This window comes from Mycobacterium sp. (assembly GCF_049278535.1).
In the GTDB taxonomy this organism is placed as follows: domain Bacteria; phylum Actinomycetota; class Actinomycetes; order Mycobacteriales; family Mycobacteriaceae; genus Mycobacterium.
In genome coordinates this window covers 1-19305 of sequence record NZ_JBAPMI010000267.1, presented here as the reverse complement: position 1 = coordinate 19305, position 19305 = coordinate 1, and the positions used below count along the sequence as shown (strand labels likewise).

Here is a 19305-nt window from a genome sequence, read left to right as displayed (position 1 = left end):
GGCCAAGCCCGCGAACGACGCCATGTCGAACAGCATCGGCGTCAACAACCGGTTGTGCACGAAGCCGAACGCGCTGGCCGTTTGCGGATCCGCCCATCCGAGCGTTCCGCCCAGACCGATATGGCCGAACCCCTTCAGTAGTCCGGGAATCGGCGATTCGTGATACCCGAGGTGAAACGGCATCGGCACCATCATGTTTAGGTCTGGCAGCGCTCGAGGCTTGCCCGCCAAGCCTTCTGCCAACTCTGAGGAGATGAACTGTGTTCCGTCGATTTGGCCGCCGTTGGCCAGTGCGGCGTACATCTTGGCCAGTCCACGTCCGGTGACAACGCCGTTGGCTGCGGGCACCTCGCCATCAAGAAACGGAATGTCGCCCTGCACAAAGGATTTGATTCCGGGGAAGTACATAGCGCCGAAGGCGCCCGACATTGGTAGACCGGCGACCTTCGGCGCGACGAAGTTGAACAACGGATTGGGTCGAGCGCTCTGTGGGGCCAGAATCTCCGCGACCTTGGTGGGCGAGTCGGCCGGCGGACGACCGAGATGCAGCCCGTCGGTGTTGAGTGGAGACGCCAGCTCGGTGCGGATCAACTCTCGCATGCCCTTGCCTGTCACCGATCGGGCCAGACCGGACAACAGCCAACCGTAGGTCAATGCGTGATACGCCGGGGCGCCCCGCAGGTGGTCGACCGGTGCCGCGGCCAGCCGCTCCTCCATCAGGCGGTGATCCATCAGCTCCGTCTTGCTGACGCCCTTCAGATGCGACAGTCCCGATCGATGTCGCAAGACGTCGCGGACCGTGATGTCAGCTTTGCCGTTGGCACCGAACTCCGGCCAATAGTCGGCAACGGGCGAGTCGTAAGCCAGGATGCCGCGGTCCACCAACCGGTGCATCACAGTGGATGCGACACCCTTCGTCGCGGAGAACACCATCGCAGCGGTGTCAGCCGTCCATGGCGCCTCACCGGCCCGGTCCGACCATCCCGTCCAGACGTCAACGACCGGTTTGCCTTCGATGTAAACGCACAAGGTCCCGCCACCGAATCGGCGACCGGGAAACAGCCCGGCGAACAACCGGACCACAGTCGCGAAGCGCGGGTCGGCGGCCCCACAAACGCCGCGTGGCAGACCGCTGTCGGCTTCGAGGAGGGATACCTGCGCCACGATGCTATGCCGCAACCCGTGGTTGACCTGCACCGCAGCGTCGCGATCCGATCATGAGCGTGATGCTATTACTCGCGCTCCGGCGAGATGGCAGCATTGCAAAGATGAATAGACGCCGCATTGCTCGCATCGTCGGTACCGCACCGGCGATGGTATTGGCCTTTCTCACCGCTCCTGCCGGCGTTCCTGTCGCCACGGCCGACGGATGCCCGGACGCCGAAGTGGTGTTCGCTCGCGGCACCGGCGAGCCGGTCGGCCCGGGTGGGCCCGGGCAGGCCTTCTTCGACTCGCTGACGTCACAGCTTCCCGGCAAAACGGTGAATCTCTACGCAGTCGACTACCCGTCGACCACCGACTACGCCAACAGCGCCAAGGTCGGTGCCGCCGACGAGGTCGCCCACGTGCAGAGCACCGTCGCCAGCTGCCCGAAGACCAAGGTGGTGCTCGGCGGGTATTCGCAGGGTGCGGGTGTGGCCGACCTGACCAGCCATCAGCTGCCCCCCCAGGTCGCCAATCACGTTGCCGCCGTTGCGCTGTTCGGAAACCCGCAGAGCAGCTACGCAAAGCAGTTGTCGGACAACCAGATTCCGGCGATCGACCCGAGCTACGGTCCGAAGACCATCGACATCTGTCTACCGAACGACAACATCTGCGCCGAGGGCGGCAGCATCATCGCGCACCTGGGCTACGTTCCCGATTCCACCAACCAGGCCGCGACGTTCGTGGCGGGCAAGATCTAGCGCTACCTGTGAGCATCTAATAATGAGTCGACGCAACATCGCTCGCATCCTTGCTGTGGCGGTGGCGCTGGCGTGGGCGCTGTGCGCACTCGTCGACACTCATCACGCCGCTGCCGGCCCCTGCCCCGACGTCGAGGTGGTGTCCGCTCGCGGCACCGATGAACCTCCCGGCCCCGGCAGCAACGGGGACGCATTCATCGATGCGCTGAGGTCGAAAGTTCCTGGGCGGGACATCGAGGTCTACGGAGTCAACTACCCCGCCACAGACGATCTCGCCCGGAGTTCGTTAGTCGGTGCCGACGATGCGCGTGCTCATGTCCAATCCACAGTTGCGAACTGCCCCAACACCAGACTGGTGCTCAGTGGATATTCTCAGGGCGCGAACGTGATCGATAGGATCACCGAGCAGCTGCCGCCCGAGGTGGCTGACCATGTTGCCTCGGTCGCCCTGTTCGGCAATCCGGAAAGCGCATTGGCGAGCAAGATGGTAGGCGGCCAGCTCCCAACGATCGGTCCGCTGTACCGCCCCAAGACAATTGAGCTGTGCATTCCCGACGACCCAATCTGCTCTGAAGGCACGAACTGGAGCGCTCATGCGCTATACATCCAGTCCGGGATGACAGAACAAGCCGCGACGTTCGTGGCGGGCAAGCTCTAGCGTTGCTTCTTGCGATCCGTATCTTTGCTCGGCTGAACACGTTTCGGCTCACCGGGCATCTTCGGATAGTTGGGCGGATATGGCAGATCGCCGAGCCCGCGTTCCTCGTCGGCGGCGACCATCTCCAATAGCGGTTCGATCGACTGGTCCACCGAGTCGATGTCGGCCCACGGGTCGGCACGGTTGGCGACCAGCTCGGCCGCGGTCGCCATCGTGTAGTCGTCGGGATTGGCGTCCGCCAAGTCGTCCCACGACAGCGGCATGGACACCGTCGCAATCTGGGTGCGCCGCACCGAGTAGGCCGACGCGAACGTCCGGTCGCGGGCGTTCTGGTTGAAGTCGATGAAGATGCGCTTGCCGCGTTCTTCCTTCCACCACGACGTCGTCACGGCGTCCGGCGCGCGCCGCTCCACCTCGCGGGCCAGCGCGATGCCGGCCCGGCGCACCGCGATGAAGTCCCAGTCCGTCTTGATCCGCAGGAACACATGCACGCCGCGGCCGCCGGATGTCTTGGGATAGCCGACCAGCCCGAGCTCGTCGAGCAACGGTCGCAGCACGTCGACGGCCACGGTTCGTGCTTCGGCGAAACCGGTGCCGGGCTGCGGGTCCAGGTCGACGCGCAACTCGTCGGGATGCTCGGTGTCGGGGCAGCGGACCTGCCACGGGTGCAGGGTGATCGTGCCCATCTGCGCGGCCCACACGATCGCGGACGGGTGGGTCACCCGCAGCGCGTCGGCGGTTCGTCCGGAAGGGAACGTGATCCGGCAGGTTTCCAGGTAATCGGGGTGATGCTGCGGAATGCGCTTCTGGTAGATCTCCTCGCCGTCGACGCCGTCGGGAAAACGTTGCAGATGCACCGGGCGGTCGCGCAGCGACGCCAGCATCGGGCCGGCGGCGACGGCCCGGTAATACTCGACCAGCCGTCGCTTTGTGCCGTCTGATCCCAGCTTCGGGAAGTAGATCTTGTCCGGATTGGTCAGCCGGACCGCGATCCCGTCGACGTCGATTTCCTCCGCTGGCGATCCCATCTCCCGATTCCAGCACAGGGTTCCAGCACAATGTGCAAATGGACTTGCCTGTCATGCCGCCGGTTTCGCCGATGCTGGCCAAATCGGTGAAAGCGATCCCGCCGGACGCGTCGTATGAGCCCAAATGGGACGGCTTCCGGTCGATTCTTTTTCGCGACGGCGATCAAGTGGAGGTCGGCAGCCGCAAAGAGAAACCGATGACCCGGTACTTTCCCGAGTTGGTCGCCGCGGCCATCGTCGAGTTGCCGCAGCGCTGCGTGGTCGACGGCGAGATCGTCATCGCCACCGACCACGGCCTGGATTTCGAGGCGTTGCAGCAGCGCATCCACCCGGCCGATTCCCGGGTGCGGATGCTGGCCGAGAAGACGCCGGCGTCGTTCATCGCGTTCGACCTGTTGGCCCTCGGCGGCGACGACTACACCGATCGGCCGTTCTCCGAGCGCCGCGCCGCACTGGTCGAGGCGCTGAGTGGATCGGGTCCGGCGATCCACGTCACGCCCGCGACGACGGATCTGGCCACCGCGCAGCGCTGGTTCGACGAGTTCGAGGGCGCCGGTCTCGACGGCGTCATCGCGAAGCCGCTGACGATCACCTATCAGCCGGACAAGCGCATCATGTTCAAAATCAAGCACGAGCGCACCGCCGACTGCGTGGTCGCCGGTTATCGCGTGCACAAATCCAGCAACGACGCGATCGGCTCGCTGTTGCTCGGGCTGTACACCGACGACGGGACGCTGGCGTCGGTCGGCGTGATCGGCGCCTTCCCGATGGCCGAACGCCGGCGGCTGTTCGCCGAGCTGCTGCCGCTGGTGACGAGTTTCGATGATCATCCGTGGAATTGGGCCGCTCAGGAGGCGGGTGAACGCACACCCCGGAAGAACGAGTACTCCCGCTGGAACGCGGGCAAGGACCTGTCGTTCGTGCCGCTACGACCCGAACGCGTCGTCGAGGTGCGCTACGACCACATGGAGGGTCAGCGGTTCCGCCACACCGCCCAGTTCAATCGCTGGCGTCCCGACCGGGAGCCGGCGTCGTGCACCTACGCGCAACTCGACAGCCCCGTCACGTTCAGCCTCGGCGATATCGTTCCCGGACTCGGCTCGACCGGGAAGACTGACTGACATGAGTGACGGCAATGACTTCAACGAACGCAATATCGCCGAGTTCCGCGCGAACCACGGCCGGGTAGGCGGCAACTTCGAGGGTGCCCCGCTGGTGGTCCTGCACACCGTAGGTGCGCGCAGCGGGGAGCCGCGGACCAACATCATGATGTATCAGGCCGACGGCGAACGGTATTTGATCTTCGCCTCATATGCCGGTGCCGACAAGAACCCCGCCTGGTACTGGAATCTGAAAGCCAATCCGGACACTCGCATCGAGGTTGGTGACGACATCATCGACGTACACGCCACCGAGTTGGAGGGCAAAGAGCGCGACGAGAAGTACGCGCTGCAGGCCGAGCGCTACCCGGGATTCGCCGACTACGAACGCAAGACGTCGCGCACGATTCCGGTTATCGCGCTCACACCCACCGGGCCGGCGCAGCCACGCGACTGAGCGTCACACTGTGACGTCAAGCGTCGCCAGCCCGCGCAGTGTGACGTTGGGCTTGTAGACCGGTTCGGACTTCAGCCGCGCATTGGGGAATCGCTGCGTCACCGCCGACAACGCGACGGCGGCCTCCAGCCGGGCCAGCGGTGCGCCCAGGCAGTAATGCAGTCCACGTCCGAAGGACAAGTGCCGGAAAGCTTTTCGATCGGGGTTGAAGGTGGCCGGCTCGTCGAACTCGGCGGGGTCGTGTTGCGCGGCGGCCAGCAGCAGCATCATCGTGTCGCCCCTGACGACGTTTGTGTCGCCAATTGTCATGTCGTCAGCCGCAATTCGGGCCACCAGGTGCACCGGCGGGTCGTAGCGAAGCGTCTCCTCGATCACCGCCGGTGCGCGTTGCGCATCAGCCGCCAGCGCGGCCCACTGCGCCGGCTCGCGCAACATCGCCAGCATTGCATTGCCGATCAGGTTCACCGTTGTCTCGTGACCGGCGATCAGTAGCAGGCTGCAGGTCGAGACGATCTCGTCTTCGGCCAGCTGGTCGCCGGATTCCTCGACGGCGATCAACCGCGACATCAGATCGTCGCCGGGATGCGCGCGACGCTTGTCGATCAACTCGTGCAGGTATCCCCGCAGCCACTGGCCGGCGGCGATCCGCTTGTCGATGCCCTCCATCGGTGCACCGGTGACCGCGAAGAACGGGTCCAGCGCCTGCGCGAGTAGCGCCGATGCGCGGCTGAACTCCGCCTCGTCCTCCAGCGGCACGCCGAGCAGCCGGCAGATGACCGTCACCGGCAGCGGATGCGCCAGGTCGTCGACGACATTGAACCGGCCTTGTTCGACGACGCGGTCCAGCATTCCGTCGACCAGATCGGTGATGTGCGGCGTCAGCTCGTTGACCACCTTCGGCAGGAACGCCTTGCTGACCAATTTGCGCAGTCGGGTGTGATCGGGTGGATCGAGGAACAGGAACATCGGCGGTACTTGCGGGCGCTCCGTGGTGCCCTCGGCGAGCATCCGTTGCGCGACCGTCGACTTCATCCGGTCGACAGACGACGACGGATGCCGCAGCGCCTCGTCGCAATCGCAGAAGCGCGAGAACACGATCAGGTTGGCGTCCGGCACGTGCATCGGGCCTCGATCACGGAAGTGCGCGTACACCGCGTATGGGTTGGCCCGGTTTGCCGGGTCCAGCAGTTGCAGCAGCAGTTCCTGCGGCTCGGCGACACTCGACGTGGCAGACATATTTGCATTGTGCAGGTATCAAAGAAATTGCAGGTAGCTACGGTGCCGGGCAAGCGGAGCACCCGCAAACGGATGCGCGGCGTTAGATTCTTGCCGTGCACAAAGGCGTCTGTATCGGGGCCGCGGCGATGCTGTGGATCGGCGTCACCGCCGGATGCTCGGCCGATAAGGGCGCCCCGGCCAGGCCCGGTGTGTTGCCACCCGGCACCGCAACGCTGCGCGTCGACGGGAAAGACGTGGGCACCACGTATTCGGTGCGCTGCGAGTCGATCGACTGGATGACCAGGATTCACACCGACCTGCACGCATCGGGCGTGAGCGCGATGGTGTCCAACGCCGACAAGCTCAAAGCCGAGTTCGTCCGGTTCCAGGATCTCGACGGGTTCACCGGCTCCTACGAGCGCGAGCTGCAGGGCGAGGCCGCAGTTACGATGACCGGCTCGACCTATCACATCACCGGTGCCGCACTGGGTTTCAACCACAAACAGCCGACCCGGCTGAAAGCCGAGACGTTCGCGATCGCGGTGTCGTGCTGAACCGCCCGGGCTCAGCTGCCCAGGAAGTCGACGATGTATCCGGCCAGTTCTTCGCCGGCATCTTCCTGCAGAAAGTGTCCGGCATTGCCGACTACCGGGTGGTCGATCCCCTGCGCCCCCGGCATTTCGCGTTTGAAGATCGGCGCCATGCCGCCGGTGATCGGATCGCCGTCGCTGAACGCGACCAGCATCGGCGTCGGACTCGCGCACAGCGTGGCCCAGGCGGCTCGGTTGGCCGGCGCGGCGGGATCGTCGGGCGAGGTCGGCACCAGCCCGGGCATCGCGCGCGGCGCCGCGCAGTAGATGTCATCGGGAAACGGCGCGTCGTAGGCCGCACGGATGTCGTCGCTCATCGGCCGGCGGCAGCCCCCTTGCACGAACCGGCCGACGTCGATTGTCGGCGCACTCTGGATCGCCTGGCGGAACTGCCACCAGATCTCCGGCATCGGTATGTCGCCGGTGGGCAGGCCGGTGTTGGCGACCACCAGCCGGCTGAAGCGTTCGGCGTGCTCGGCGGCCAGCCGCAGCCCGATCAAACCGCCCCAGTCCTGTCCGACCAGGGTCACCCGCTGCAGGTCCAGCGCGTCGAAAACCAGCTCCCGCACCCACTCGACGTGGCGCGCATAGCTGTAATCCTCGACGCGAGTCGGCTTGTCCGACCGGCCGAACCCGACCAGATCGGGGCAGATGACGCGGTGCCCCGCCGCGGCGAGAACCGGGATCATCTTCCGGTACAGGAACGACCAGGACGGCTCGCCGTGCAGCATCAGCACCGGGTCGGCGTCGACCGGGCCGTCCTGCACATAGGCCATCCGTAGCGTCCCGCCGTCGCCGTCTGAGACGTCGCAATACTCTGGGGTGTAAGGGAATTCGGGCAGATCAGTGAAACGGTCGTCGGGTGTGCGCAGCGTCTGCATGAGTGTGAACATACGCCGGCTTCATCAGCCCTCCCGCAGATCGGCCACGCTGGGGTCTGCCATCAACTGATCGAGCAGAGCGCGCTGACCTTTGAGCAGCTTGGTCCTGGCCTGCGCGACCGGGAACCACTCCACCCGGTCGACTTCGGGAAATTCGCGCATTTGCCCTGAGCCCCTTGGCCATTCGAGTTCGAACGTGTTACTGCGTGCACCGGCCGGGTCGAGGTCGCCCGGGACCGCGAACGCGGTGACGACCTTGCCGCCGGATTGCTTGACCGGAGCCAGGTCGACCCGCGGGCCGGCCGGTGGCGCCGATCCGACCTCTTCGGAGAATTCACGCTGCGCAGCCGTCCAGGGGTCCTCGCCTTGCGCGTACTCGCCCTTGGGGATCGACCAGGCGCCGTCGTCCTTGCGGGCCCAGAACGGCCCACCCGGATGCGCGATCAGGACTTCGACAACACCGTCGCGCACCCGGTACAGCAGCAGGCCCGCGCTGAGCTTGGGCACTGGGTCACACGCCGACCGCGAGTTCCAGGTCCTTGAGTGAGGTTTCCAGGTGCCCGAGCAGCCGCTGCAGGTGCGGCACGCTACGCCGGCATCCGACCAGACCGAAATCGATGCTGTCCGCGTTGTTGACCATGGTGATGTTCAGCGCCTGCCCGTCCAGCGCGATCGACAAGGGGTAGTTGCCGTCGAGTCGGGCGCCACCCCAGTACATCGGCTGCCTCGGCCCCGGCACGTTGGAGATGACGATGTTGAACGGCGGCGGTGCTGTCGAAACGAAGCCCGGGACGGCGGACAGTCCGAGCGGCCCGATGAGAGCCGCGGACAACGCGTACGCTTGCAGCCGAGGCAATTCGGCGAACACCTTCTTGTTGCCTCGCATCGACGCGCTGATCGTTTCCAGCCGCTTCGCCGGATCGTCGACGTCGGTGGCCAGGTTGCACAGCAGGGCGGCGACCTGGTTGCCGCCGGCGTCGGCGTCGGCTTCCGAACGCATACTCACCGGAACCATCGCGATCAGCGGGGCGTCCGGTAGCGCGTGCTCGTCCTGCAGGTAGTAGCGCAGTGCACCGGCGCACATCGCGAGGATGACGTCGTTGAACGTGACACCCGCAGCCGTCTTGATGCTCTTGAGCCGGTCAATCCCCCACGACTGGGCGGCAATTCGCCGTGCACCGCCGATAGGCACGTTGAACATCGTGCGCGGCGCAGCGAACGGCAACGTCAACTGCTGCTCCACCAACGCGGCGCGGGCCAGCGACCACGTCGAAGGGCCATATGCCGCGATGGACCCCGCCAACCGGCTCAGGCTCGGCCGTTTCGAGTCGCCGCTGTCGCGACGACGCCGGGGCAGATCCCAGATGGCTTGCATGTCAGCGTCATCGGGGTCGGTGGACAACGTCCGCTGCATCAGCTTCAGCGCTGACACACCGTCGATCAGCGAGTGGTGGAACTTGCTGTAGAGCGCGAACCGTCCGTCGGTCAACCCCTCGACAAAGTGTGCCTCCCACAGCGGGCGGTGCCGGTCGAGCAGACCGCTGTGCCACCGCGAGGCCAGCTCGAGCAGCTCGCGAACCCGTCCCGGCGTCGGCAGCGCCGAGCGCCGCACGTGATAGCCGATGTCTACGTCATCCGGGTCGTCATAGGTCCACGCAACGTTGGGAAGTCCGCCGATCACCCACGCGGGCCGTTTGCGGAATGTTGGCTGAAAATGGCGATTGGCCACCAGGACGTCGTGAATTTCGCGGACGAAATCTGGCCCGGCCCCCTCCGGCGGTTCGAACAGTTGCAATCCGCCGACGTGCATCGGATGCTCACGCGATTCGGTCATCAAAAACACCGAGTCGAGCGGGCTCATCAGTTCCATGGCTTCATTAAAGCCTCGCTACGACCCCGCCCCGGCCAATTGCGTGAATTCGTTCAGCTGGTGAACATTCCGCCAATCGTTCCGACGAGTCCGAGAACCGGGTCAAGCAGATCCTGTTGGATGCCGGTGATTTCCAACAGGTTTTGGATGTCGGCGCCCAGCGGTCCCTCGACGTCGATGAAGGCGGTGAACGGGTTGAAATCGGTGTTGAGTTCAGTGACGAGCTGGTCGTAGGGCACGCCGATGTTCGCTTCAGACCATGCTTCCGCCGAGGTGAAGAAGCTTTCCAGCTCGGCGTAGCCGGGCAGTTGCGCGCCGAACAGTTCGAACGCATTGTTGGCGCCCTGGACAACGCCGTTGGCCAACTCGAGGGTGAACGTCACCGGATCGATGGTGGGGATCAGCTCGGCCGGTGTCGGGTCGCCGAACGGGATGGACCGGTCGTAGCCGGCTTCGACGATCACCTGGAGTACCGGCTGGAAGATCTGAAGCACCGGCTCGGGCACGCCCAGGCTGCGCAGCGGATCCAGCAGCGGCAGGTCGGTGGTGGGGATGAAGTAGAACGTGGTGTCGCCATCCAGTTGCTGAACGACTTGAGTTGACCCCAGCACGTATTCGTCGGCGAACGATGCGGTCAGCGGCGGTAGCGGGTCCGACGGCGGCCAGATCGCCGGAATCGGTTCTGGCAGTGGGCCATCCCCGTAGCCGGCGTGCTCGTAGATGAATCCCAAGACCGCGTTGAGATCAGCCAGCACGTTGATCGGGTATTGCGGGAAATCGGCGTTACCGTCGTACTGGCTGGCGATGTCGATAGTGGGGATGCTCACGTCGGCGGCGGTCGGCTCGGCGCCGTTGAAGTCGAAGCCCGTCGCCCCCGGGATGACCAACCCGTCGAACCGCTCGAGGAAGCCGCCGTTGGGCCGGTTGCCCGAGCCGAGCAGCAAGAAGGTGACATCGGGCGGCGGGTTGCCCGCCTGGATCAGCTCGAGTTTTTCGTCGATCGCGATCTGAGCGCTTTGGGAATAGCCCTCGATCAGGTACGGCTGACCGACCGGCTGCTGGTCCATGGCGGCCTGCAGACTCGCCAGACCAACCGGAATCGACGTGCTGGCAGCCGATTCCGGGGTGGGCACCAACACCGGGGTGTAGTTCTGGCCGAGGGCGGGGTCGATGTAGTCGGTAATGATGGTGTCTCGCCAAAACTCGCTGGGCGTCGGCATCGCCGTGCCGCCCATCATCAACGCGTTCAACGGGTCGTCGACATTGTCTGCCCGGGCAATTGCCGCCGGCGTCAACGCCAGCAGCGTGATCGAGGCGCCCATCAGCAGCGCCCCGGCCTGACGTTGAGAGCTCACCGCAACCCCTGCATGAGTAGAGGCTCCACTGTGCCCCAGGGCAGGCAAAATTGGGGACAATTCCCCACGACTCGGGCCCGCCCACCGACGCAAACTTCCTTGCATGAATCGAATTTCGTAGTCTTTGGCGACGATCGCCGCGTTCCGCACTCCGCGCGGTGGGCGGATCATCGGCCCGCGTTTGCAACGAGATAACGCATTACCCCTCAGCCGATCCGCCATCTAGTTCTAAGCTCGGGAGATGCGCGATCGCGAGACGATCGATTCCGAGTTGCGGCGGCTGGCTGCCGAGCTCCGCTCAACCCGCGAGGGCGGTGGCCGGCCGTCCAGTCAGCGGATCGACGCGCTTCTCGACGAGCGCCTCGGGCACCCCACCGAGGCGCTGTTTGACACGGCGGTTCTCGATGAGATCCGTTCGCCCGCGACCGAAGCCGACGAGCGCCCGCCTCGCAAGCGTCGGAGTCTGCTGCTCCGGATGGCCGTGCGTGCGGCGATCCCACTGTCCCTGATCACCATCGCCGCGGTGGCCGCCGTGATGTTCGCGCTTCACAACCGGCACCCGAAGACCGAGCCGACGGTAAGCCCGCCGTCAGATGAGCTACCGACAACAGCGGCCCAGGCGCCATTCATTCCACCGGCTAAGCCCGTTTCGCCAACCGACATCGCCGAGAATGCGTTTCTCGAGACCCTGCAGCGCGAGGGCGTGCCGGTCCCCAACCGCGACTACGTCGTGAACCAAGGGCACGCGGTGTGCGATTTCCTCGGGCGGCAACCCAACGTCGCGGACGCCGCGCACTTTGTGCAGCATTCGACGATCTGGGATGCCGGCCAAAGCGCCGATGTCGTGTCCGCTGCCGTCATCACCTACTGCCCGCAATTCGAATCGGCAGCCTCGGATCAGAACCAGCAGACGTACCAGAAGTCGCTGACCAATCTGCAGTCCATCCAAGGTGATCTGCAGGGCATCAACCACGACCTGCAAGACATCAGGGACAGCCTGCCCGGCGGCGGCTGACTCGACCGATGGTCAGGGTCCGAAACGGTCTTTCATGAGCACTCCGGAGACCTACGCTTAGTGTCATGAGGCAAATCCTGTTGCGTGCAGTTCTGCTTCTGGGATCGTGGGCGATCGGACTACTGGTGGCCGCGTGGGTTGTTCCCGGAGTCTCGTTGTCGGTGTCGGGCTTCGTCGTCGCCGTAGTGGTGTTCTCGGTAGGACAGGCGGTGCTGTCCTTGTTGTGCTTGAAGTTGCCCCATGGGTATGCGTCGCTGCTCCTTGGCGGCACCGCCCTGCTTTTGACCGTTTTCGCGTTAAGCCTCGCCACGGCGGTAAAGCACGGGCTCACAATTAGCGGCATGGCCTCCTGGGTGGCCACGACGCTCGTTGTGTGGCTCGTGACGACGATCGGCGCAGTTTCACTGCCTGAGTTGTTGGGCCGCCAAGGCGCTGAACCGGCCTGACCGCAGAATTCGCCATTTCGGTGCGCCGCCCGGGTGAGTAGCATTTGGTTATCTCGTCCGACGACGGAGGGAGACGTGATGGGCGACACTCATCACGATCCGACGGATCATTCTCGGACCACGCAACCGCACGCTGGTATCACGATGAAGGACAACTTCTTCTGGCCAGGGTTGATCCTGCTGGCAGTGTCAACATTTGGGATGATCTGCACGGCGGCAGCCGCCGCCTACCGACATTACGAATGGCTATCTACGACCGTGCTCATCGCCGTGCTCGGGGCACTCGCTGGAGCGCTGTGGTTCGTCGTGGAGAACCGCCGCGTGGCCCGCATCGAGGAGCAGTGGCACGCCTTGCACCCCGACGGTCAGTTGCGCTAGCGCGCTGCCCACGGCGCTAGGACAACCGGTGATCAGCCATTAAGAAATCGGCGCAACGTTCGCCGATCATGATCGAAGGTGCATTGGTGTTCGCCCGCGGGATCTCGGGCAAGGCTGAGGCATCGGCGACGCGCAGGTTGTCCACACCGCGAACGCGAAGCTTTTCGTCAAGTGGGCTATCAACGTCACCGCCCATCGCGACACTGCACGCCGGATGGGCGGTGGTTTTCGCGGTGGCCCTGATGTAGGTCTCGATGTCCTCATCCCGGCCTGGAACGAGCTCGCATTTGACTGTCGGCGCGATCGGCTCGGTGGCGATGATCTCGCGTGTGCGCTGAACCGCCCGCACGAGAGCGTCGACATCCTCGCGCTCGGCAAACTGGTTCATCCGGATCGCCGGTGGCACAGCGGAATCCGATGTACGAATGAGAACACTTCCGCGGCTCCTGGGTGTCCAATACGAATGGCCGACCGACAACGCGGGCGCGAATCTTCTTCCCCGGGGTTCGGCCCTGGCGTCGGCGGGCGTGAAGATCAGCTGAACGTCGCATGCCGGGACTTCGACCGTCGACCGGATATGAGCTAAAGCCTCCCCGCCGTTACTCGCGAGCTTGCCACGGTGACGTAACAGCCATTGCAGCAACCACTTTGGGTTCCTGACATCCGCGAAGCCAACGTAACCGGGCGCTAGGGACCACACGGCCCAGGCCATCGGGTGGTCAGCGAGGCCTTGGCCGACGCGGGGACTGTCGACCAATGGCGTGACGCCAACCCGGTGGAGGTGGTCCGCGGGACCAATACCGGATACCTGCAGCAGTTGCGGCGTGCCGAACGTGCCGGTGCTCAGGACGACCTCATGGTTAGCGATTGCCTGATGCGTACGTCCGCGACGGCGGAATTCGACGCCGGCGGCACGGCCGTTGCGAATGATCACGCGGTCGACCAAGGCGTTGCTGACCACGGTCAGATTGAGTTGGTGCCGGAGGTAACCGCGCGCCGCGCTCCACCGTTGACCCTTGTGAATGTTGACCGGCGTGATCGCCGCACCATCGAGTTCGGGTCCGCTGACGTCATCGTTGGCGGCGACGCCCGCGGCTCGAGCAGCGGCGACGAAGCGATGGGACAGCTCGTCGGGGTATGGCGAGCGGTTGATGCGCATCGGCCCCCGCTCGATCCGTGCGAAGACCGGAGCCACGTCGTCCCAGCCCCAGCCGGGCAGCCGCCAACCGTCGTAATCCAGATTGCTTCCCTTGATCCAGAACATGCTGTTCATCGCGCTGCAGCCGCCGACCACACGACCGCGCGGTTGTGGGATCCGCCGGTCGGCACAGCCGGGCTCCGGTTCGGTTTCGAACGCCCAGTCCAACGAAGTCCCGTACTGCATAGGCGCCAACAGGGGCACCCGGATCGTCAGGCGTCGATCAGAGCCGCCGGCTTCGATCAAGAGCATGCTGGCCGACGACTCGGCCGCCAAGCGTCCGGCCACGGCGCAACCGGCCGAGCCGGCGCCGACCACGATGAAGTCGTATCCCGTCATGTTTTTTGTCATGGGGTCGACTATCGGGTGGCGCCGACGAGTGGCCATCGGCCAATACGCCTAAATCCGCGGTGACTGGACGCGTATGTACGCATGTCCATGCCGCAACAATTGGCGATTTGACTGATGTTTCGCCGATGGACGTCACCGCAAGCTGGCTAGCATGAGCGAAACTAGCTGGACGAACCCAGACATTGGCCCCGACATGAGCGAGCTTCCGACTGGAACGGTCACGCTGCTGCTGGCTGACGTCGAAGGCTCGACGCGTTTGTGGGAGACCCAGCCCGAGGCGATGAAGGCCGCGTTCGAGCGCCTCGACCAGACCTTGTCCGACGCAGTCGCCGCTCATGGCGGAGTGCGACCCGTCGAACAGGGCGAGGGCGACAGCTTCGTCATTGCGTTCTCCCGGGCCGCCGACGCGGTGGGATGTGCTCTGGAGTTGCAGCGGGCGCCGTTGGCGCCGATCAAGCTGCGCATCGGCGTGCACACCGGCGACGTCCATCTGCGCGACGAGGGCAACTACATCGGTCCGACGATCAACCGCACCGCGCGGCTGCGTGACCTCGCGCACGGTGGCCAGACGGTGCTCTCGGGTGCGACGGAACCGCTTGTCGTCGATCAGCTTCCTGCGGACGTCACGCTCAACGACCTTGGTAGCCATTCGCTGCGCGACCTGCCCCGGCCCGAGCACGTGGTACAGCTCTGCCACCCGGACCTGCACAATGACTTCCCGCCCTTGCGTACCGCGAATGTTGTTGCGGCCGAGAATCTTCCGGTGCAGCTGTCCAGCTTCATCGGACGCAGAGGCGAGATCAACGGCATCCGCGAGGCGCTCGCCGACAACCGACTCGTCACGCTGACCGGCGCGGGCGGCGCGGGTAAGACACGCCTGGCCGTGCAGGTCGCCGCCGAGATCGCCGCCGAGTTCGTTGACGGGGTGTGGTACGTCGACCTGGCACCGATCACCGATCCCGACGTGGTGCCCGTTACGGCGGCGCGCGCCCTGGGCCTGCCCGATCAGCCCGGCAAAGAGACGATGGACGTTCTGCTGCGGTTTGTTCGCGATCGCCGGATGTTGATCCTCGTCGACAACTGCGAGCACCTGCTGGACGCCAGCGCCGAGCTGGTCGCGGGCCTGCTCGCAGGCAGCCCGGCGTTGAAGCTGTTGACGACGAGCCGCGAACCGATCGGCGTTGCCGGCGAAGTGAGCTGGCGCGTGTCGTCGCTGTCGCTGGAGGACGAAGCGATCGAGTTGTTCGGCGACCGCGCACGCAGGACGAAGCCCGAGTTTCGGGTCACCGGGGATAACCGAGAGATCGTGACCGAGATCTGTCGCAGACTCGACGGCCTCCCGTTGGCCATCGAACTCGCCGCGGCACGGGTTCGGGCACTGTCGCCGAACGAGATCCTCGACAGCCTGCGTGACCAGTTCCGTCTTCTCACCGGAGGAGCGCGCACCGCGGTGCGCCGCCAGCAGACGTTGCGCGCCTCAGTGGACTGGTCTCACGATCTGCTGAGCGATTCCGAAAAGGTGCTGTTCCTAAGGCTGGCGGTGTTTTTCGGCGGGTTCGACGCCGACGCCGCGCAGGCCGTCGCGGCCGACGCCGACACGGAGCGATACCAGGTGCTTGATCAGCTCACGCTGCTGGTGGACAAGTCACTTGTCGTCGCAGAGGACGGCCCACATGGAACCCGGTATCGGCTACTGGAAACCGTGCGTCAGTACGCGCAGGAAAAGCTCCGCGAGGCCCACCAGGGTGACGACGTGCGCACCCGTCACCGCGACCACTACACCGCGGTGGCCGCCCGATTAGACGGCCCTGCGGATAGCGGCTACCAATACCGTCTCGACTGGGCGGAAACCGAAATGGCCAATCTCCGAGCCGCTTTCACCTGGAGCTTGGAACGATCCGATGACACGCTGGCACTTGTGTTGGCGTCGTCGCTGCAACAACTGTGGTGGGAGCGGGGGCGCGTCCGGGAAGGACTGAATTGGCTGAGCTCCGCGCTTGCCTGCGACAGCTCACCAAGCACCGAGGCAACGGCTGCGCGCGTGCGCGCCGTGGCCGATAAGGGCCTGCTCTCGTTGTTCACCGGCTCGAGCGAAGGCCGCGAGGAGTCCGAGCAGGCGTTGGCAACTGCACGGGAACTCGGCGACCCTGCGCTGGTGCTACGGACCTTGACCACCTGCGCCGCACTCGCCAACCCGCACGATCGTGAAGTGGCCAGACCATTGTTCACGGAGGCGACGCAACTGGCGCGGCAACTTGGTGATTCCCGGTCGCTCGCGCAGATCACCGCGCTCGACTGGGTGACCGGTCGCATAGTTTACGAACTCGTCGGGGCTAAAGAAGCTGCCGAGGAAGGACTTCGGATCGCTGAGGACATCGGCTACGACTTCCTCGCTCGTCAGTTCCGATATCTGCTGGGCTGGTCGCAAGTCCTCCGCGGCGACTTGGTCGGGTGCGCCGCCCGGCTCGCCGAGGTGGTCGACGAGTCCATCGCGGCCAACGATTTGGCAGAGGCCCTGGCCGCGTCGACCACGCGGACATTCACGCTGGCTTACCTGGGAGATGAAGCCAATGCGCGGGCACTCGCGGTTGAGAGTCTCGAACGCGCCTCCGAGGCCGATGAGTACAACGTCGGAATTGCCCACTCGGCTCTGGGCACCGTTCACCTGGCAGCAGGCGACGCGCCCGCAGCGTGGGAAGCATATGAAGCCGCGCGCAAGCGCACCGGCATGGATCCCATGACCTCAGGGATATTCACCTGGGCGCCCCTTGCTCCGCTGACATGCGGCGATCTCGCCGCCGCCCGTCGCTGGGCGGACGACGTGGTGTCGGTGACCACGGCGTGGAGTTTGGCGGCCTCGTTGACATCCCGCTCACGCGTCTTGATCGCACAGGGCGAGCTCGATGCTGCCGACCGTGACGCCTACGACGCTCTTCACCTCGCCGCCGAGCTCGGCGGCGACCTCGTCGTGCCGTTCGCGCTCGACTGCCTGGCCATCGTGGCGGCGCAAAGTCAGAATCACCTCTTGGCGGCTCGGTTGTTCGGTGCGGCGCACCGAGCCCGCAAGCAGATGGGCTTCGTGCGCTTCAAGGTTCTCGATGAGGGCGATGACGCCATCGTCGCTACGCTTCGGGATGCTTTGGGCACGAACGACTTCGACGCAGCATGGGCAGAGGGTGCGGCGCTGTCGATCCCGGACGCCGTTGCCTATGCGCAACGCGGTCGTGGTGAGCGTAAGCGCGCCAGCAGCGGGTGGGCGTCGCTCACCCGCGCCGAGCTGGACGTCGTGAAGCTCGTCAGCGAAGGCCTGGGTAACAAGGAGGTCGCCGCGCGGCTCTTCGTGTCACCACGCACCGTGCAGGCTCACCTGACCCACGTCTACACCAAGCTCGGGCTGACCTCACGCATGCAGCTCGCGCAGGAAGCGGCGAACCGGCGGGCTTAAAGCTGAAATGCTCGCGGCTGATTGAGATACGAAGGCTCGTCTTCGGCAGAAGAGCCGTCGTCTGTGGCCAGGTGGTGCAGGATTCGCTCGTTGAGGGTGGCGAGCGTGTCGAGCTCAGCCGGAGTGAACAGGTCGATGAAGTTCCGGCGGACATCCGCCACGTGCCCCGGCGCTGCCGTCTCGATGGCGGCGCGGCCAGCAGGCAGCAGGCGGACCATGGTGCTGCGGGCGTCGTCGGGGTTGAGTTCGCGGCTGATCAGCCCGTCGTGCTGCATGCGCCGCAGCTGATGAGAGAGGCGGCTCTTCTCCCAGTCCAATGTGGTGCATAGGTCGCGGGCGCGCATGAGCTCTCCGTCCTGAGCCGAGAGCACCACCAGGACGTCGTAGTCGGCCCCGGACAGGCCCGACGCCTGCAGCCCCTTGTTCAGGCGCACGACGAGTTGCCGTTGCGCGAACACGAAGGCCCGCCACGCGCGGTCTTCGTCGGGCCTCAGCCAGTTCGGTTCCATAGGCGTCCACTCTATCCCCATTGGTTGACGCATCACCAAAAATGTGCTTATGGTTGATAGATCAACATAATGGACCATCAACCAAAGGAGCAGTCATGAGCAGCAGCGTTAGCATCGTCGGCCTAGGGAACATGGCCACTGCGCTGGCGGAACGGGCACTTGCGGGCGGAAACGCCGTCGAGATCATCGGCCGCGACCCAGCCAAAGCCAACGAAGTGGCCGCCAAACTCGCCGGCGCCACTGCCGGAACGGCGGGCATCGCTCCGGCCGGGGACATTGTCATCCTCGCCGTGCCGTACGCCAGCGCGTCGGCGGTGGTCAGCGAGTATGGGAATGCCCTGAGCGGCAAGGTCATCATCGACATCACCAACCCCGTCACCCCCGATCTCACAGGCTTTGTCACCCCCGAGGGCAGCTCCGGCGCGCAGGAGATCGCCAAGGCCGCCCCCGCCGGCGCGCACGTCGTCAAGGCGTTCAACACCGTGTTCGCCAACGTTCTGACCGCCGGCGCGGCCGCGGGTCACTCGTTGGACGTGTTCATCGCCGGTGACGACGCGCAGGCAAAAGCAGACGTATCCACATTCGTCAAGAGCCTGGTCCTGCGCCCATTGGACGCCGGGCCGCTGCCCATGGCGCGGGCACTGGAGAACGCGGGCCTGCTGGAAATGAGCCTGATGAATCACGCCCTCGAGAACACCAACTTCGCCCTGGGCATCAACATTCTCAGCTGAGCGGCACGGGAAGAACAGTCGCTCCAGCTTCTTAAGAAAGGACAGTCACATGCGCGTTTTCATCACCGGCGGGACCGGCCATGCCGGCTCGCACATCATCCCCGAACTCATCGCCGCCGGGCACCGGGTCACCGGCCTGGCCCGCTCGGACACCGCCGCGAAGGCGGTGTC

The 19305-nt window shown here is 65.1% G+C and carries 20 protein-coding genes; 11 read left to right on the top strand and 9 right to left on the bottom strand.

All coding sequences use genetic code 11. The features are described from left to right. Positions 1-1164, bottom strand: a 1164-nt coding sequence (locus WAO18_RS18180) for a serine hydrolase domain-containing protein (protein ID WP_422207627.1), incomplete at its 3' end; no start/stop codon positions are given. A 104-nt stretch (positions 1165-1268) separates the two neighbouring features. On the opposite strand from WAO18_RS18180, the gene WAO18_RS18175 reads away from it, so the two are divergent. Further along, positions 1269-1904 (top strand): cutinase family protein, encoded by a 636-nt coding sequence (locus WAO18_RS18175; protein ID WP_422207626.1) that lies wholly within the window; start codon positions 1269-1271, stop codon positions 1902-1904. A 22-nt stretch (positions 1905-1926) separates the two neighbouring features. After that, on the top strand, positions 1927-2562 hold the full coding sequence (locus WAO18_RS18170) for a cutinase family protein (protein WP_422207625.1): 636 nt from the start codon (positions 1927-1929) through the stop codon (positions 2560-2562). Here WAO18_RS18170 and ligD read toward each other — a convergent pair. Then, positions 2559-3590 carry a non-homologous end-joining DNA ligase gene (ligD, locus tag WAO18_RS18165; protein WP_422207624.1) on the bottom strand — a complete coding sequence of 344 codons (1032 nt, stop codon included), beginning with the start codon at positions 3588-3590 and terminating at the stop codon, positions 2559-2561. The two genes, WAO18_RS18170 and ligD, sit on opposite strands and share 4 nt — an antisense overlap. A 38-nt stretch (positions 3591-3628) precedes the next feature. Between ligD and WAO18_RS18160 the strand changes: the two genes are divergently transcribed. Both WAO18_RS18160 and WAO18_RS18155 read left to right on the top strand, forming a co-directional pair. Continuing rightward, positions 3629-4711, top strand: coding sequence for an ATP-dependent DNA ligase (locus tag WAO18_RS18160; protein WP_422207623.1), 1083 nt, complete (start codon positions 3629-3631; stop codon positions 4709-4711). Position 4712: 1 nt separating this feature from the next. After that, entirely contained in the window at positions 4713-5147 is a 435-nt protein-coding gene (locus WAO18_RS18155; protein ID WP_422207622.1) for a nitroreductase family deazaflavin-dependent oxidoreductase, read from the top strand. 3 nt (positions 5148-5150) lie between these two features. Here the strand turns inward: WAO18_RS18155 and WAO18_RS18150 are convergent, their stop codons facing one another. Beyond that, the gene (locus WAO18_RS18150) at positions 5151-6383 is read right to left on the bottom strand and encodes a cytochrome P450 (protein WP_422207621.1); all 1233 of its coding nucleotides are present in this window, start codon (positions 6381-6383) and stop codon (positions 5151-5153) included. 95 nt (positions 6384-6478) lie between these two features. Here WAO18_RS18150 and WAO18_RS18145 point away from each other — a divergent pair, with 95 nt between their 5' ends. Continuing rightward, complete coding sequence (locus tag WAO18_RS18145) at positions 6479-6919, top strand: lipoprotein LpqH (protein WP_422207620.1); 441 nt, start codon at positions 6479-6481, stop codon at positions 6917-6919. Positions 6920-6930: 11 nt separating this feature from the next. On the opposite strand, the gene WAO18_RS18140 is transcribed toward WAO18_RS18145, so the two are convergent. The 4 genes from WAO18_RS18140 to WAO18_RS18125 are packed head-to-tail and all read right to left on the bottom strand — an operon-like array spanning position 6931 to position 11061. Next, a complete protein-coding gene (locus WAO18_RS18140; RefSeq protein WP_422207619.1) occupies positions 6931-7836 on the bottom strand; it encodes a haloalkane dehalogenase in 906 nt (301 codons plus the stop codon). A gap of 24 nt (positions 7837-7860) precedes the next feature. Next, positions 7861-8343, bottom strand: a complete 483-nt coding sequence (locus tag WAO18_RS18135; protein WP_422207618.1) for an NUDIX domain-containing protein — start codon at positions 8341-8343, stop codon at positions 7861-7863. A 4-nt stretch (positions 8344-8347) separates the two neighbouring features. Further along, positions 8348-9706 carry a WS/DGAT/MGAT family O-acyltransferase gene (locus tag WAO18_RS18130; protein WP_422207617.1) on the bottom strand — a complete coding sequence of 453 codons (1359 nt, stop codon included), beginning with the start codon at positions 9704-9706 and terminating at the stop codon, positions 8348-8350. A 53-nt stretch (positions 9707-9759) separates the two neighbouring features. Continuing rightward, positions 9760-11061: a PE-PPE domain-containing protein gene (locus tag WAO18_RS18125; RefSeq protein ID WP_422207616.1), complete on the bottom strand. Its 1302-nt coding sequence runs from the start codon at positions 11059-11061 to the stop codon at positions 9760-9762. Between the two features lie 241 nt (positions 11062-11302). Between WAO18_RS18125 and WAO18_RS18120 the strand changes: the two genes are divergently transcribed. The 3 genes from WAO18_RS18120 to usfY all read left to right on the top strand — a co-directional run bounded on the left by WAO18_RS18120 (position 11303) and on the right by usfY (position 12900). After that, positions 11303-12076: a DUF732 domain-containing protein gene (locus WAO18_RS18120; RefSeq protein WP_422207615.1), complete on the top strand. Its 774-nt coding sequence runs from the start codon at positions 11303-11305 to the stop codon at positions 12074-12076. Between the two features lie 65 nt (positions 12077-12141). Beyond that, positions 12142-12522 carry a hypothetical protein gene (locus WAO18_RS18115; protein WP_422207614.1) on the top strand — a complete coding sequence of 127 codons (381 nt, stop codon included), beginning with the start codon at positions 12142-12144 and terminating at the stop codon, positions 12520-12522. A 78-nt stretch (positions 12523-12600) separates the two neighbouring features. Further along, on the top strand, positions 12601-12900 hold the full coding sequence (gene usfY, locus WAO18_RS18110) for a protein UsfY (protein ID WP_422207613.1): 300 nt from the start codon (positions 12601-12603) through the stop codon (positions 12898-12900). Between the two features lie 16 nt (positions 12901-12916). Here usfY and WAO18_RS18105 read toward each other — a convergent pair whose 3' ends face one another. Further along, a complete protein-coding gene (locus tag WAO18_RS18105) occupies positions 12917-14449 on the bottom strand; it encodes a GMC family oxidoreductase (RefSeq protein WP_422207612.1) in 1533 nt (510 codons plus the stop codon). A 151-nt stretch (positions 14450-14600) separates the two neighbouring features. Here WAO18_RS18105 and WAO18_RS18100 point away from each other — a divergent pair, with 151 nt between their 5' ends. Further along, entirely contained in the window at positions 14601-17894 is a 3294-nt protein-coding gene (locus WAO18_RS18100; protein WP_422207611.1) for a LuxR C-terminal-related transcriptional regulator, read from the top strand. Here the strand turns inward: WAO18_RS18100 and WAO18_RS18095 are convergent. Beyond that, positions 17891-18403 carry a MarR family winged helix-turn-helix transcriptional regulator gene (locus WAO18_RS18095; RefSeq protein WP_422207610.1) on the bottom strand — a complete coding sequence of 171 codons (513 nt, stop codon included), beginning with the start codon at positions 18401-18403 and terminating at the stop codon, positions 17891-17893. The two genes, WAO18_RS18100 and WAO18_RS18095, sit on opposite strands and share 4 nt — an antisense overlap. Before the next feature lie 95 nt (positions 18404-18498). On the opposite strand from WAO18_RS18095, the gene WAO18_RS18090 reads away from it, so the two are divergent. After that, complete coding sequence (locus tag WAO18_RS18090) at positions 18499-19134, top strand: NADPH-dependent F420 reductase (protein WP_422207609.1); 636 nt, start codon at positions 18499-18501, stop codon at positions 19132-19134. 49 nt (positions 19135-19183) lie between these two features. Continuing rightward, positions 19184-19305: NAD-dependent epimerase/dehydratase family protein (locus tag WAO18_RS18085; protein WP_422207628.1), on the top strand; the 122-nt coding region annotated here is incomplete at its 3' end.